The following is a 13068-nucleotide window of genomic DNA, read 5'->3' on the forward strand; positions in this document are numbered from 1 at the left end:
TAATACTCCTAATTATTCCTTTATAAAATCATCTCTGAAATTTTCTAAAGCTGTTAATACAGGAACCGCACCTTTTTGACCTATAGGACAAAGAGTACCTATGTTCATATTGACTGCAATAGATTTTATCATGTTATAATTATCTTTATCTGCATTTCCTTTAACAACGTCTTTCACCATTTCGTCCATTCTTTTGGTTCCGACTTTGCAAGGAAAACATTTTCCGCAGGAAACCTTTAATAAAAATTCAAGATAATCGGAAATTTCTTCTGCCATATCGGTACTTTCATCCAATACTACGATAAGTGCGGTACCTCTTATCATACCGTTCATCATAAGAGACATGAAATTGATTTTATCATCTAACTTATCTACGGACAAATACTCGGGATAAGGAGCACCTACTTTGATTGCTTTTACGGTTCCTAATGCTCCGCCGGCGATTTCTTCTATAAGTTTTCTATATGTAGTCCCGTCTTCGATTTCATATACTCCGGGATTTTTAACTTTTCCGCCGATAGCAACTCCTTTTAAGCCTTTTGCAGGAGCAGCTTTATAACTGTCTTGTACTATAGCAACTACGTTTGCAAGGAGCTGTGCATTTTCCTTCAAGCCGTCTACGGATTCTTTGCTTACAGTGATATCTTTATCGGTAAGACCCGCATCTTTCGCATCATTTACAGCTTTAAAAATTCTCTCGTATGCAAGTTCATCACTTACGACAATAACACCTTTGTTTGCATTATTTGCATGCATAAAGATTATCATAGCTTCAACAATCACGTGAGGAGCTTCTGTTTGTACCTTTAAGTCGAGAGTTGCCATCGGATCTTCCGTTTCACAAACAACGGTTTGTGCTCCGCTCCATCTGTCAGCACATAATTCATTGAGTTTCTTTCTTGCTACAAGATTTGCATCTTTTATTACACTTTTTACATCTACTTCGTTATTAACAACTTTACTGCTTGCTTTATAGCCGCCGAATGCTACATAATCGTCCAAGCAAATCGGATTTACAGCACCGCAGTACTTATTGGCATTTTTGGTTAAATCTGCCAATACTTTTTTGGGATCTAAATTTTCCATAACTTCCTAATTACCTCCAAGTTATTATAAGACATCTTAAAACTAAATTTCAGTCTCATTCTTCCTTTTATTACACACACCGTTATAATAACAAAATATATACTATTTTTCAACTTAATTTGACTTATGCACATAAAAAAAATCCATTTATTTTAAATGGATTTTATCGTATTCATTACTCTTTAAAATCTTATTCTCATCTTTTGGTAAATAGTACATACATTTATCGCTTAAACCGGATATATATAAGGGAACTTTATACAAAGTGCACATTCCGCCGTCCTGATGCTTACAGTCCAAAGTACAGTTAATATTCATTAAAAAATCTCCTAAAAAGTATTCACTATGAGTATTAACCAAAATGTGATAAAATATTTATAAATCATATGGAGAAATAAAAAATGAAAGACGGAAAATTATCAAACGAAAATTTAGAAAAAATATTATTCAATAAAATCAAAATAAAAAATAAAGAAGTAATGATCGGAGCAGGGATAGGAAAAGACACCGCCATGCTGGATTTTAAAAATGATTTATTTATAATATCAACCGACCCCATTACGGGAAGCAAGAACGGAATAGGAAAATTATGTGTAAATATTTCCTGCAACGATATCGCGACTGCCATGGCAAGACCTGTCGCAATGATGATAACCATGCTTATTCCCACATACGCTAAAATAAAAGATGTTGAAGAAATAATCGATGAAATCCTTTTGACCTGTGACGAAAATGATGTAGACCTTATAGGAGGTCACACAGAAGTCACCTCAAGCGTAAATAAGTTTATATTAAGCGGAGTATGTATAGGAAAAAAAGAAAAAAGAAAAGGCTCATCACCGCGTGCGGGCGATAAAATAGTCATGAGCAAATACGCGGGACTGGAAGGAAGTGCAATAGCGGCACTCGACTTGGAAGAAGAGATAAAAAAAATACTATCCGACGATGAACTAAAAAGGATGAAAGAACTTATAAACCATACAAACGTAATAAAAGAAGGTTTGATAGCAAAAGATCATGAAGTCTCCCTTCTTCACGATGCAACCGAAGGAGGTGTACTCGGAGGAGTTTGGGAAATGGCGACAAACTCCGATTTAGGTGCTGTAATAAATATAGACGAAATACCAATTTTAAATGAAACAAAAAAAATCGCAGAACATTTTGATATAGACCCATATAAACTTATCTCAAGCGGAGTGATGTTATTTATAACAACTAAAGATAAAGAACTGATAGAAGCTTTGAAAAAAGAAAATATCCCCGCAAATACGATTGGATATTTAACGGAAGAAAAAGAAATCTATACCATAAAAAATAATAAAAAGGAATTACTGGAACCACCCAAACAAGATGAGCTTTATAAAATAATAAAGTAATAATTTCAAATAAAAAAAGAGATAATTTTTATCTCTTTTTTAATACCATTACAATAATATTCCACCCCAAACACCATTTTTAATTGCTACTTACAAATAACACGGGGAGGGGTAGCAGCCACTCATAGAAAAATCGGGTAGATTTTTCATGAGATATGGCTGCGTTATAAGGCTCCCGCCGTTTGAGCGAAAGCATTTAAATCCAATTTTTATTGCTTCGGATAAAAATTGGCGGATTTTAAGGCGGAGCCTTATATCTTATTCTACACCAATAACCGCAACGGGACAGCCTTCCGCGGCTTCTCTTGCCAAAGTTTCTTCACTTTCGCCTTCAGGCTGTTTGATTACTTCGGCTTTTCCGTCGTCTGCAAACTGAAATACATCTTCACATGTTGAAACACAAAGTCCGCATGAAATACAGCCTTCTCTATCAATAACTACTTCCATTTTATCCTCCTATATTTAACTTTCTATCTCTATATTATTTCTCTTCAATTAAAAAATATTCTTTATAAATGTTAAATTTTGTATCTTGCCTCCTATTTACTGCCTCTTATGTGAAAACCGATGACAAAATTTAAATTATCCATTATTATATCCTTAAGAAAGGGAAATCGATATGAAAGTAAAAATCAAGCTGGACGAAAACATAAAAGAGCCTTACATCGTTATTTTTGCAAATGAGATAACGGACGAAATAAGGAATATCAATGAAATATTATCTAAAAAAGATAATATTTTAACGGGGAATTATTATGAAAAAATCATAATAATCGATAAAACCGAAGCAGAGATAATAAGGACTGAAGAAGGAAAGACTGTTATATATTTAAAAGATAAAAAATGCTATACGAATAAAAGGTTATATGAAGTGGAAGAGCTTTTGGGAAAAGATTTTATAAGAATATCCAAATCAACTATAGTGAATATCAAAAAAATAGATTATGTAGAGCCTTCTTTTAATTGCACAATGATAATAGTAATGAAAAATAAAGTAAAAGATTATATTTCAAGAAGATATTTAAAGAGCTTCAAAGAAAAGCTTGGGATATAGGAGGTATAAAAATGAAAAAAATAATAAAATTAACACTCGGCGGTGTAGCATGGGGTTGTACGATGTTCACTATAATAGGGATTATAATTGCTCTTATAATTGGAAATAGCGGTTCTTTTATGATGAGCACTTCGGATTATATAAAGCAGGCTTTGTTATCCATTATAATCGGAATAGGTTTCACGGTTCCGAGCATCATATATGAAAATGAAAACATATCAAAATTTCTTCAGTTTATCATTCATATGGGAATAGGGTTCACTATATATATGATATGTGCATATATAGCAGGCTGGGTCCCTACAAGTCTTGGAGCGGGTGCTGTAATATTATCGATAGCATTTTGGATACTCATTTCACTTGCCATATGGTTTTTATTCTATATGTACTATAAAAAAGAAGCAGAAAATATAAATAAAAAACTTAAAGACAATTAAAAAAGACAGCTTAAGCTGTCTTTTCATTATCCTTATTATGACAGTTCCAACGCACCGGTATATAATCTGTAATATGTACCATGCTTATCGATAAGCTGTTCATGATCTCCTCTTTCGATAATGGTCCCATGTTCCAATACTATTATCGCATCGGAATTTCTTATTGTGGATAACCTGTGGGCAATTACGAAAACCGTTCTGCCTTTCATAAGTTCATCCATACCGTCCTGAACTATTTTTTCCGTACGTGTATCTATACTTGAGGTAGCTTCATCCAAAATCAAAACAGGAGGGTTGTTTAGTGCCGCTCTTGCTATGGATAACAGCTGTCTTTGTCCCTGTGAAAGTTCTTCTCCCGTTCCGGAAATTTTAGTGTCATATCCCTGAGGGAGCATTTTTATAAATTTATCCGCATTGACGAGTTTAGCTGCTTCATATACTTCTTCGTCTGTTGCGTCCAGTTTACCGTAACGGATATTTTCCATAATGGTTCCTGTAAACAAATGCGTATCCTGAAGGACTATACCCAGAGACCTCCTTAAATCAGACTTTTTGATTTTATTGACGTTTATACCGTCGTATCTTATTTTACCTTTTGTTACATCGTAAAATCTATTTATAAGATTAGTTATAGTAGTCTTACCGGCACCCGTAGAACCTACAAATGCAAGTTTTTGTCCCGGTTTTGCATATAAGTTGAGTTTATTCAAAACCGTTTTATTGGAATCATATCCAAAGCTCATATCGATAAATCTTACATCTCCCTTTAAAGGAGTATATGTAACGCTTCCGTCTGAATGAGGATGCTTCCAAGCCCACTGTCCGGTACGCTTTTCACTTTCCTCTACATTCCCGTCTTCATCTATAACCGCATTCACAAGACCTACATATCCGTCATCTTCTTCAGGCTCTTCATCTATCAATTTGAATATCCTTTCAGCCCCCGCAAGTGCCATTATTATCGAATTTAACTGTCCCGAGATTTGACTGAAGGGGAAGTTGAAGTTTCTCGTTAATTGAAGGAATGAAGCAATGGCTCCGAGAGTAAGTCCCCCGACTCCCGATATAGCAAGATAACCTCCGAGAATAGCGGTAAGTACATATTGTATGTATCCCAAGTTTGCTATTATGGGAATAATGATATTTGCATATCCGTTTGCCTTTGCGGCACTCTCAAACAGGCTTTCATTCAATTTATCAAAGTCTGCTTTACTTTCCTCTTCATGACAGAATACTTTGACTACTTTTTGACCGCTCATCATTTCTTCCACATATCCGTCCAATGTACCCAAATTCTTCTGCTGACTTACAAAGTATTTACCGCTCTTGCCTCCTACTATTTTTGTAGCCAAGACCATCAATATTATTATAAATATCGAAAGTATCGATAAAGGTATGCTTATATAAAGCATTGCGAAAAATACTGCCACTACGGTCACCACAGAGGAGAACACCTGTGGGATACTCTGACAGATCATCTGTCTTAACGTATCGGTATCATTGGTATATAAACTCATAAGTTCACCGTGTGAATGAGTATCGAAATACTTTATGGGAAGTGACTGCATATGAACGAACATATCGTCTCTTATCTTTTTAAGTACTCCCTGACCGATATTTACCATCAGTCTTGAATAGATGAAAGTACAAAGTACGCCTGTATAATAAACTATACCAAACAGCATTATTGCTTTAAGAACTCCGAAGAATTCCGGGTTAACACTATTTATAAGAGGTGTGATGATATCATCTATCAAATACATCAGGAACAGTGAACTTGACATACTTGCCACGGAACTTATTATTATTGCTATGAATACCACAAAGAATTCCAGCTTATATGATTTAAATACATATCCTAGGAGACGTTTTGCGGTCTTAAAATAATTACTTTTATTTGTTTTTTTATCAGTCATTATTCACGCCCTCCCTTCACCTGAGAATTATAAACATCTTTATATATTTCATTTTCTTTTATAAGTTCGTCATGAGTCCCGATTTGGTCTATCTTCCCGCTGTCCATTACGATTATCATATCCGCATCTTCTACGGAAGATATCCTTTGGGCAATGATTATTTTTGTAGTTCCCGGGATTTCTTCCCTGAAGGATTTTCTGATGAAGGCGTCGGTTTTGGTATCCACCGCACTGGTGGAATCGTCCAAAATAAGTATCTTAGGATTTTTAAGCAGTGCTCGTGCTATACATAGACGCTGCTTTTGTCCTCCGGAAACGTTCGTGCCTCCCTGCTCTATCTTGGTATCGTATTTATCGGGGAATTCTTCAATAAAACTATCTGCCTGAGAAAGTCTGCATGCTCTTACGATTTCTTCGTCCGTGGCATTTTCATTCCCCCACCTTAAATTATCTTTGATTGTCCCTGCAAAGAGAGTATTTTTTTGTAAAACCATCGCTACTTCGTTTCTAAGGGTTTCTATATCGTAGTCTCTTACATCGACTCCTCCGACTTTAACGCTTCCTCTTGTAACGTCGTAAAGTCTCGGGATAAGCTGAACGAGGGATGTTTTCGAGCTTCCCGTGCTCCCGATGATACCAACGGTCTTACCGGCATCTATATGTAAATTTATATCCTTTAAAGGAAGACTATCGCCGTCTCCTCCATAGCTGAAATCTACATTCTCAAAATCTATGGAACCGTCTTTTACATCAGTTACGGGATTTTCGCCGTTAGATAAATCACTTTCTTCATTAAGTACTTCTACAATACGTTCCGCGGAAGTCTGCGCCATAAGCACCATTACGAAAACCATTGAAAGTATCATAAGGCTCGAAAGTATTTGGGAAGCATAAACGACCATACTCGTAAGTTCTCCGGTGGTCATTGAACCTACTGTGATAAATCTTGCAGCCAAATATGAAATAGCCAAAATACAGCTATAGATAGTAAACTGCATTATCGGAGTATTTAAGGCTACTATTTTTTCTGCTTTTGTAAAGAACTTGAATATAAGTTTCGATATACCGCCGAACTTTTCGACTTCGTGGTCTTCCCTTACATAAGCCTTTACCACTCTTACCCCTGTAACATTTTCTTGTACCACATTATTTAACTTATCGTATGTATTGAACACCCTCTCGAAGTGCGGATGTGCCTTTATCGCAATAAAGAATAACAGAACACCCAGCACAGGTATAGCGATAAAGAATACTACCGAAACCTGAAGGTTTATTTTGATTGCAAACACGAGAGCGAAAAATAACATAATAGGTGAACGGATAAGCATACGCACTATCATCTGATAAGCAATCTGAACATTCGTTACATCCGTGGTAAGTCTGGTAACCAAACTCGCTGTTGAAAATTTATCTATGTTTGAAAAAGAAAAGTCTTGTATCTTATAAAACATATCTTTTCTTAAATTCTTGGCAAAACCCGCAGCTGCACCTGCGGCATATTTTCCCGCAAGAACACCGCATATGAGAGAAACGAGTGCAATACCAAATAAAAAAACACCCAGCTTAACAATATAATTTAAGTTACCTTTTTCTATTCCAAGGTCGATAATATTAGCCATATAAAATGGAATAAGTACTTCCATCAAAACTTCTATTATGACGAAAAAAGGTGCTAGCAAAGAATCTTTTTTGTACTCTCTGATAGAACCGAATAATGTCTTTAACATTTCTTTACCTCCTAAATTAAAGTTAGCTTCATAACTGTAAGGTGCCTAACTATATCATCAAAAAATATCATCTCAGATTGATCAGCATCTTATCGCATACCTTTAAAAAAGTATCAAGCTCATCATCGGAAATACCCAGCTTTAATTTTTCCTCGGTCTTATTTATTTCTTTTCCGATACTCTCTTTGATGTCAAGACCCTTTTGGGTTATTATTATTTTTTTGAGCCTCGCATCATAATCCACGCATTCTCGCCTGATAAGTTCATTTTCTTCCAAAAGCTGCAATATACCGCTGGCAGTGGCTCTGCTGGTATGAAACTGTGCTTCTATATCTTTTTGGAATATATCGCTTTTTTGTTTACTTATATAATACAGCACTTTGCTTTGTATACCCGTCACACCGTAGCACGCAGCATTCTTGTTCATGGATTTTTTTAGTTCATTGGATAAGATATTGATTATCCTGCCTATATCTTTTTTTGTTTTCATTTCTAAAACACCTTCTAAATATGTTAGCTTCCTAACATATTATCTTGTTTTTATTTGATTGTCAAGACTTTATTCAAAAATTTTTAATAACTTTTTTATGTCCATAGATAATTCTTTTTTATTTTTATTTATAGTCTCCACTACTTCACAGTTCGTTAACTCTTCTATCATTTTTTTGTTATCCGTGCATAGCATATTTTCCTCATCAAAGTTATTCATTATTATACCTTTAATAAAGATATTTCTATTTTTTAAGTATTCACAGGTAAGGACAGTATCATTGATACACCCCAAAGAACTGTGAGTTATCACCACTACATTTAAATCCAGAAGTTTTATTATATCTTCAAGCATAATTCTATTTTTGCCGTCATATCTTATGGGACATATTATCCCTCCGCTTCCCTCGGTAAGGATATAATCATATTTAAATTGTAAATTATCATAATCGGATTTTATTTTGTTAATATTGATTTTATTTCCTTCTATTTTCTGAGCCAAATGAGGGGAAACTTCACTTTCGTATATATATGAAACCATATCATCGATATCCTCGTTCAAACCGGAAATTTCATTTACATAATGCGCATCCGAAGAAACAAACTTTCCGTTTTCTTTTTTAGCTCCGCTTATCGCGGCTTTAAAATATCCTGCGTTATATCCGCTATCCCTAAGCTTTTTTAAAATAAGTCCGCTTATATAAGTTTTACCTATATCCGTACCCGTCGCGGTCACAAAAATCCCTTTACTCATTACTCACCTCAAAACCTATATCCCTTACCATATCTATATCATCTTTTGTTTCGATACCGTAGGTAGTCAGCATATTCCCTGATATAGCACTGTTGACCCCGCTATTTACCGCACTTTTTCCCTTATCGTAAAAAAGGGCTCTTCCGCCGGCAAGCCTAAGTAAGACATTCGGCAAGATAAATCTATATATAGCTATGCTTCTGTTTATCTCATCGTAGCTTAAAGGCTCATTATGCTCTAGAGGTGTACCTTTTATGGGATTTAAAATATTTATCGGTACACTTTTTACTTCTATTTCCTTTAAAGTAAAAGCCATATCTATCCTGTCAATCATGGTCTCTCCAAGACCGAAAATGCCTCCGCTGCATATCTCCAGTCCTGCTTTCTTAGCCTCTTTTATTGTGTGCAATTTTTCATCATATGTATGAGTAGTACAAATATAAGGAAAGAACCTTCGTGAAGTTTCCAGGTTATTATGGTACCTGCTCATCCCCGCATTTTTGAGCTTTATAAAATCCTCATATTCCAAAAGTCCAAGAGAACCGCAAAAGTCTATACTGCACTTTTTATTTAGTTTCCTGTAAGTTACGCACAGCTTATCCACATCTTTTTTATTGAACCTTCTCCCCGAAGTGACTATGGAAAATCTATCTACTCCGGCTTTTTCATTTGACAATGCACTTTGGGTGATTTCATTATCACCTAAAAAATCATATTCATCTATATCGGTTTTATAATGTACCGACTGTGCACAGTACTTACAATCCTCGGTACATCTTCCGCTCTTGGCATTGATTATCGTACAGAGTTCGAATTTATTCCCGCACTTTACCTTTCTGATTTCATCAGCACATTCCCTGAGTTCATTTAAAGGACTTTTTATCAATAATAAAGCCTCTTCATAGCTGATATCATATCCGTCTAATATCCTATCTTTTAATTTATCTAACTGCATAACTGTTCCTCCTAACTATAGGAACTAATTTCTTTCCTAAAACCGCTGACATAAAACACAGAAGTATATCCCCGGGCATATCAAGAGGAAAACAAGAAGCAAGAACGATAAAAAATGAAACAGGTTCGCCAACGAAAAAATTAAGCATTAAATATTTATAAGTAAGACCTACCAAATATGTAACAATAAATCCTGCAAAAGCGGAAATAAGATAGATTTTAAATGACTTCTCCTCTGCCTTTTCAAGAACCAAACCGCATACGAAAGCTGCAAAGACAAATCCGATTAGATACCCGAAGCTCGGTCTTAAAATATAATTGATACCTCCGCCTGATGCAAAAATCGGAAAGCCGAACAATCCGAGCAGAACATATATCATGACCGACAGCATTCCGTGCCTGCTTCCAAGGAGCATACCTGCCAAAAGGACAAATAAGAACTGCAGAGTAAAATAATCCATATACGGCACGGGTATTTTTATAAAAGCTCCGACAGCTACCAAAGCGGTAAACAGTGAACACATCACCAAATCTTTTGTATTGATATTTTTCATTTATATCCTCCCTAATGATTTATGTGAGATTATATCAATTTTCGCTTTCTAGTGTCAACTCTTTTATAGTTATAGGTTGACACTATTTTATGTTTGATATTAACCAATCTAAACTCACTTTTTATTTTATAAAATACTTTCTCTATCCTTCTAAATATTGGAGGACAATATAAAATATGTTATCAAATGAATTATTAAATGATGTTTGAATATAAAAGTTATCGTTACATTAAAAATAAACTGCTAAATTAAATATCAAAATCTTATCAATAAATAATTTTCATTTATTGATAAAATTTCCCATAATACTCCCAATCAAATTTCTATAATCTTTTTAGGATAATAAACAAGCTATGAATATTTAAGAAGGCTTGTTCATAAAATTTAAATGACATAACTATTTAAAGAGGATGAGATATGAAAAAATTAATAAAATTATTATTATTAGTCGGAATAATTGCACTGAGTTACATAACGATAAAAGAACCCCAGCTGACTGCAAAAGTACAGCAGACAGTAAGTAATTACATAAAAAAAGAAACGAAGACGGAACAGATGGATATGACTATCTACTTCAAGAATGCGGAGGGATACGTCGTTCCGATAACCAGAAAAGTAAACAAAGAAGAGGCTACTTTTGACAATGTCCTCAATCTAATGGTGGATAACGAAGAAAACAGCAAAATCGCGGCAAAAAACGGACTTCTTCCCGCAGTGGTTGCAGGGAGTATCAAGAGCGTTCAAGTAGACGGGACGACTGCTAAAGTAAGCCTCAATGATAAATCCGCTCAATTCGTGGATAAAAGCGATGAGAGTGCATTTGTTACTTCTATCATATACGCACTTACCGAATATAAAAACGTGGACGGCGTGATGTTCGATCTGTCTAACTCGGATAAGCTTCCCTTCGGGACGGAAATGAACAAGCTTTATTACAGAGAAAATATAAATAAAATCAAATATTCCAAACTCGCAAAATCAAAGCAAACCATGTACCTGGCTAAAAAATGCGACAGTGTTTACAATTATATACCTTACAGCGTATATAACAGAAAAAGCAATATTAGCTTGAAAGAAGTACTAAGCATTCATTTTAACCTTTGCAGTGATACTAAATTTTCAAGCATGATATTCGCCGATAATGCAAAGCTAAAGGAGATACTAATCAAGGGAGACAGCGTTTATATACATTTAAGCAAGGAATTCGAAAAAATGGACAAGGCGATGCTAAACATGTATAAGAACAGCGTTTCGCTGACGGTAAAAGAAAATTCCGATTCTATTGAAAAAGTTCGCTTCATAATAGACCAAAACGAAGAAAATAATGGTATAATGGAAACTGTACTTATTAAAGATTATTCAAATCAAGAAAGAAAATAGAAGGAGCAAAATCATATGGTAAGGTCAGATAACAGAAAGTTTGATGAAAAAAGAGAAGTAAAGATAACGAGAAATTATACCATGTATCCCGACGGATGCGTTTTAATAGAATCAGGAAATACTAAAGTAATATGTTCGGCATTTATAGAAAACAGGGTTCCTCCCTTTTTAAGAGGAGAAGGTACCGGGTGGATAACATGTGAATACTCCATGCTTCCATCTTCCACTCAAACTAGGAAACAAAGAGACATCAACAGATTAAAGCTGGACGGAAGAAGTTCGGAAATACAAAGGCTCATAGGAAGAAGTCTGAGAAGCGTGGTAGACTTATCTATCTTAGGTGAAAAGACGATAATGATAGACTGCGACGTCATACAAGCCGACGGAGGCACGAGAGTAGCAAGTATCACGGGGGCATTCGTTGCACTTTACGATGCTCTTTCAAAAATGGTGGAAAAAGGAGAAATAGAAAGACTACCGCTAACATCGTTCTTAGCGGCGATAAGTGTGGGCATAGTCGAAAATGAACCGCTGTTAGACTTATGCTACATAGAAGACTCAAATGCGATAGTGGATATGAATGTAGTAATGAACGAATACGGAGAATTTATAGAGCTTGGGATGACGGGAGAAAAGAGACCGGTTAAGGAAGAGGAGCTGGGAGAGCTTCTTGTATTAGCAAAAAAAGGTATTAAGGAACTTATCGAAATTCAAAGAGAAGTACTTGGATTTAATAATTAGAGGTAACAATGAAAGAAGTAATAATAGCGTCAGCAAACAAACATAAATTAGAAGAAATAAAAAGTATTTTAAAGGATTATAAAGTAATAAGCATGGCGGAAGCCGGCTTTTTTGACGATATAGTAGAAGACGGGACTACATTTGAAGAAAATGCACTTATCAAAGCAAAAGGGATACATGAAAAGACAGGCAAACTTGTACTCGGGGACGATTCGGGTTTGATGGTAAAGTGTTTGAACGGTGAGCCGGGTATATACTCCGCAAGATATGCGGGAGAAGAAAAAAGCGACAAAAAAAACAACGAAAAACTCTTAAGTAAACTAAAGGGAGTAAAAGAAGAGGACAGGAAAGCAAAGTTCGTATGCACGGTAGGTATATGCTATGAAGACGGCACGACAGAGACTGTAAGAGGTGAAGTGGAAGGCATCATAGGAACCAAGGAAATAGGAAACGGAGGTTTTGGATATGACCCTCTTTTCTATATCAGGGAACTGAATAAGACTTACGCCGAACTTACATTTGATGAAAAAAACAGGGTAAGCCACAGAAGAAAAGCTTTTACCAAAGCTAAAGAAATCTTGGACAAAAAATTAAAGTGAC

15 protein-coding genes are annotated in these 13068 nt (G+C 35.3%); 6 read left to right on the forward strand and 9 right to left on the reverse strand.

The genetic code is table 11. From position 1 onward, the window contains the following. Window positions 1-12: 12 nt before the first annotated feature. Entirely contained in the window at window positions 13-1086 is a 1074-nt protein-coding gene (locus Q0516_RS00590) for an NADH-ubiquinone oxidoreductase-F iron-sulfur binding region domain-containing protein (protein ID WP_294466376.1), read from the reverse strand. Window positions 1087-1233: 147 nt separating this feature from the next. Next, entirely contained in the window at window positions 1234-1404 is a 171-nt protein-coding gene (locus tag Q0516_RS00595) for a hypothetical protein (RefSeq protein ID WP_257479519.1), read from the reverse strand. Window positions 1405-1487: 83 nt separating this feature from the next. On the opposite strand from Q0516_RS00595, the gene Q0516_RS00600 reads away from it, so the two are divergent. Then, window positions 1488-2462 (forward strand): AIR synthase family protein, encoded by a 975-nt coding sequence (locus Q0516_RS00600; RefSeq protein WP_294466381.1) that lies wholly within the window; start codon window positions 1488-1490, stop codon window positions 2460-2462. 258 nt (window positions 2463-2720) lie between these two features. Here Q0516_RS00600 and Q0516_RS00605 read toward each other — a convergent pair whose 3' ends face one another. Beyond that, the gene (locus Q0516_RS00605; protein WP_294466384.1) at window positions 2721-2909 is read right to left on the reverse strand and encodes a ferredoxin; all 189 of its coding nucleotides are present in this window, start codon (window positions 2907-2909) and stop codon (window positions 2721-2723) included. A gap of 172 nt (window positions 2910-3081) precedes the next feature. Between Q0516_RS00605 and Q0516_RS00610 the strand changes: the two genes are divergently transcribed. Next, on the forward strand, window positions 3082-3516 hold the full coding sequence (locus Q0516_RS00610; RefSeq protein WP_294466387.1) for a LytTR family DNA-binding domain-containing protein: 435 nt from the start codon (window positions 3082-3084) through the stop codon (window positions 3514-3516). A gap of 11 nt (window positions 3517-3527) precedes the next feature. Then, window positions 3528-3953: a DUF3021 domain-containing protein gene (locus Q0516_RS00615; RefSeq protein WP_294466389.1), complete on the forward strand. Its 426-nt coding sequence runs from the start codon at window positions 3528-3530 to the stop codon at window positions 3951-3953. Window positions 3954-3988: 35 nt separating this feature from the next. Here Q0516_RS00615 and Q0516_RS00620 read toward each other — a convergent pair whose 3' ends face one another. The 6 genes from Q0516_RS00620 to Q0516_RS00645 form a co-directional block, all read right to left on the reverse strand. Then, on the reverse strand, window positions 3989-5869 hold the full coding sequence (locus Q0516_RS00620) for an ABC transporter ATP-binding protein (RefSeq protein ID WP_294466394.1): 1881 nt from the start codon (window positions 5867-5869) through the stop codon (window positions 3989-3991). After that, complete coding sequence (locus Q0516_RS00625; protein WP_294466398.1) at window positions 5869-7596, reverse strand: ABC transporter ATP-binding protein; 1728 nt, start codon at window positions 7594-7596, stop codon at window positions 5869-5871. The genes Q0516_RS00620 and Q0516_RS00625 overlap by 1 nt, the downstream gene beginning before the upstream one ends. A gap of 67 nt (window positions 7597-7663) precedes the next feature. Further along, window positions 7664-8086 (reverse strand): MarR family transcriptional regulator, encoded by a 423-nt coding sequence (locus tag Q0516_RS00630; protein ID WP_257479512.1) that lies wholly within the window; start codon window positions 8084-8086, stop codon window positions 7664-7666. A 69-nt stretch (window positions 8087-8155) separates the two neighbouring features. Next, complete coding sequence (gene bioD, locus Q0516_RS00635) at window positions 8156-8839, reverse strand: dethiobiotin synthase (RefSeq protein ID WP_294466401.1); 684 nt, start codon at window positions 8837-8839, stop codon at window positions 8156-8158. Further along, window positions 8832-9794 carry a biotin synthase BioB gene (bioB, locus tag Q0516_RS00640; RefSeq protein WP_294466404.1) on the reverse strand — a complete coding sequence of 321 codons (963 nt, stop codon included), beginning with the start codon at window positions 9792-9794 and terminating at the stop codon, window positions 8832-8834. The genes bioD and bioB overlap by 8 nt, the downstream gene beginning before the upstream one ends. Then, complete coding sequence (locus tag Q0516_RS00645) at window positions 9781-10347, reverse strand: biotin transporter BioY (protein ID WP_294466408.1); 567 nt, start codon at window positions 10345-10347, stop codon at window positions 9781-9783. The genes bioB and Q0516_RS00645 overlap by 14 nt, the downstream gene beginning before the upstream one ends. A gap of 417 nt (window positions 10348-10764) precedes the next feature. Between Q0516_RS00645 and Q0516_RS00650 the strand changes: the two genes are divergently transcribed. From Q0516_RS00650 to Q0516_RS00660, 3 genes are read left to right on the forward strand one after another with little or no spacing between them, the layout of a single operon-like run. Further along, the gene (locus Q0516_RS00650) at window positions 10765-11727 is read left to right on the forward strand and encodes a GerMN domain-containing protein (protein ID WP_294466411.1); all 963 of its coding nucleotides are present in this window, start codon (window positions 10765-10767) and stop codon (window positions 11725-11727) included. 15 nt (window positions 11728-11742) lie between these two features. Further along, entirely contained in the window at window positions 11743-12468 is a 726-nt protein-coding gene (gene rph, locus Q0516_RS00655; protein ID WP_257479507.1) for a ribonuclease PH, read from the forward strand. Between the two features lie 8 nt (window positions 12469-12476). Further along, window positions 12477-13067: an XTP/dITP diphosphatase gene (locus Q0516_RS00660; protein WP_294466415.1), complete on the forward strand. Its 591-nt coding sequence runs from the start codon at window positions 12477-12479 to the stop codon at window positions 13065-13067. Window position 13068: the final 1 nt, after the last annotated feature.

The sequence above is a fragment of the uncultured Anaerofustis sp. genome, from assembly GCF_938029165.1.
Taxonomy (GTDB): Bacteria; Bacillota; Clostridia; order Eubacteriales; family Anaerofustaceae; genus Anaerofustis.

Excerpts from the sequence above, each read along its gene's own strand:
- bioD (WP_294466401.1), bottom strand. The coding sequence starts at position 8,839 with ATGAGTAAAGGGATTTTTGTGACCGCGACGGGTACGGATATAGGTAAA.
- Q0516_RS00660 (WP_294466415.1), top strand. The coding sequence starts at position 12,477 with ATGAAAGAAGTAATAATAGCGTCAGCAAACAAACATAAATTAGAAGAA.
- Q0516_RS00590 (WP_294466376.1), bottom strand. The coding sequence starts at position 1,086 with ATGGAAAATTTAGATCCCAAAAAAGTATTGGCAGATTTAACCAAAAAT.
- Q0516_RS00595 (WP_257479519.1), bottom strand. The coding sequence starts at position 1,404 with ATGAATATTAACTGTACTTTGGACTGTAAGCATCAGGACGGCGGAATG.
- Q0516_RS00630 (WP_257479512.1), bottom strand. The coding sequence starts at position 8,086 with ATGAAAACAAAAAAAGATATAGGCAGGATAATCAATATCTTATCCAAT.
- bioB (WP_294466404.1), bottom strand. The coding sequence starts at position 9,794 with ATGCAGTTAGATAAATTAAAAGATAGGATATTAGACGGATATGATATC.
- Q0516_RS00605 (WP_294466384.1), bottom strand. The coding sequence starts at position 2,909 with ATGGAAGTAGTTATTGATAGAGAAGGCTGTATTTCATGCGGACTTTGT.
- Q0516_RS00645 (WP_294466408.1), bottom strand. The coding sequence starts at position 10,347 with ATGAAAAATATCAATACAAAAGATTTGGTGATGTGTTCACTGTTTACC.
- Q0516_RS00615 (WP_294466389.1), top strand. The coding sequence starts at position 3,528 with ATGAAAAAAATAATAAAATTAACACTCGGCGGTGTAGCATGGGGTTGT.
- Q0516_RS00625 (WP_294466398.1), bottom strand. The coding sequence starts at position 7,596 with ATGTTAAAGACATTATTCGGTTCTATCAGAGAGTACAAAAAAGATTCT.
- Q0516_RS00620 (WP_294466394.1), bottom strand. The coding sequence starts at position 5,869 with ATGACTGATAAAAAAACAAATAAAAGTAATTATTTTAAGACCGCAAAA.
- rph (WP_257479507.1), top strand. The coding sequence starts at position 11,743 with ATGGTAAGGTCAGATAACAGAAAGTTTGATGAAAAAAGAGAAGTAAAG.
- Q0516_RS00650 (WP_294466411.1), top strand. The coding sequence starts at position 10,765 with ATGAAAAAATTAATAAAATTATTATTATTAGTCGGAATAATTGCACTG.
- Q0516_RS00610 (WP_294466387.1), top strand. The coding sequence starts at position 3,082 with ATGAAAGTAAAAATCAAGCTGGACGAAAACATAAAAGAGCCTTACATC.
- Q0516_RS00600 (WP_294466381.1), top strand. The coding sequence starts at position 1,488 with ATGAAAGACGGAAAATTATCAAACGAAAATTTAGAAAAAATATTATTC.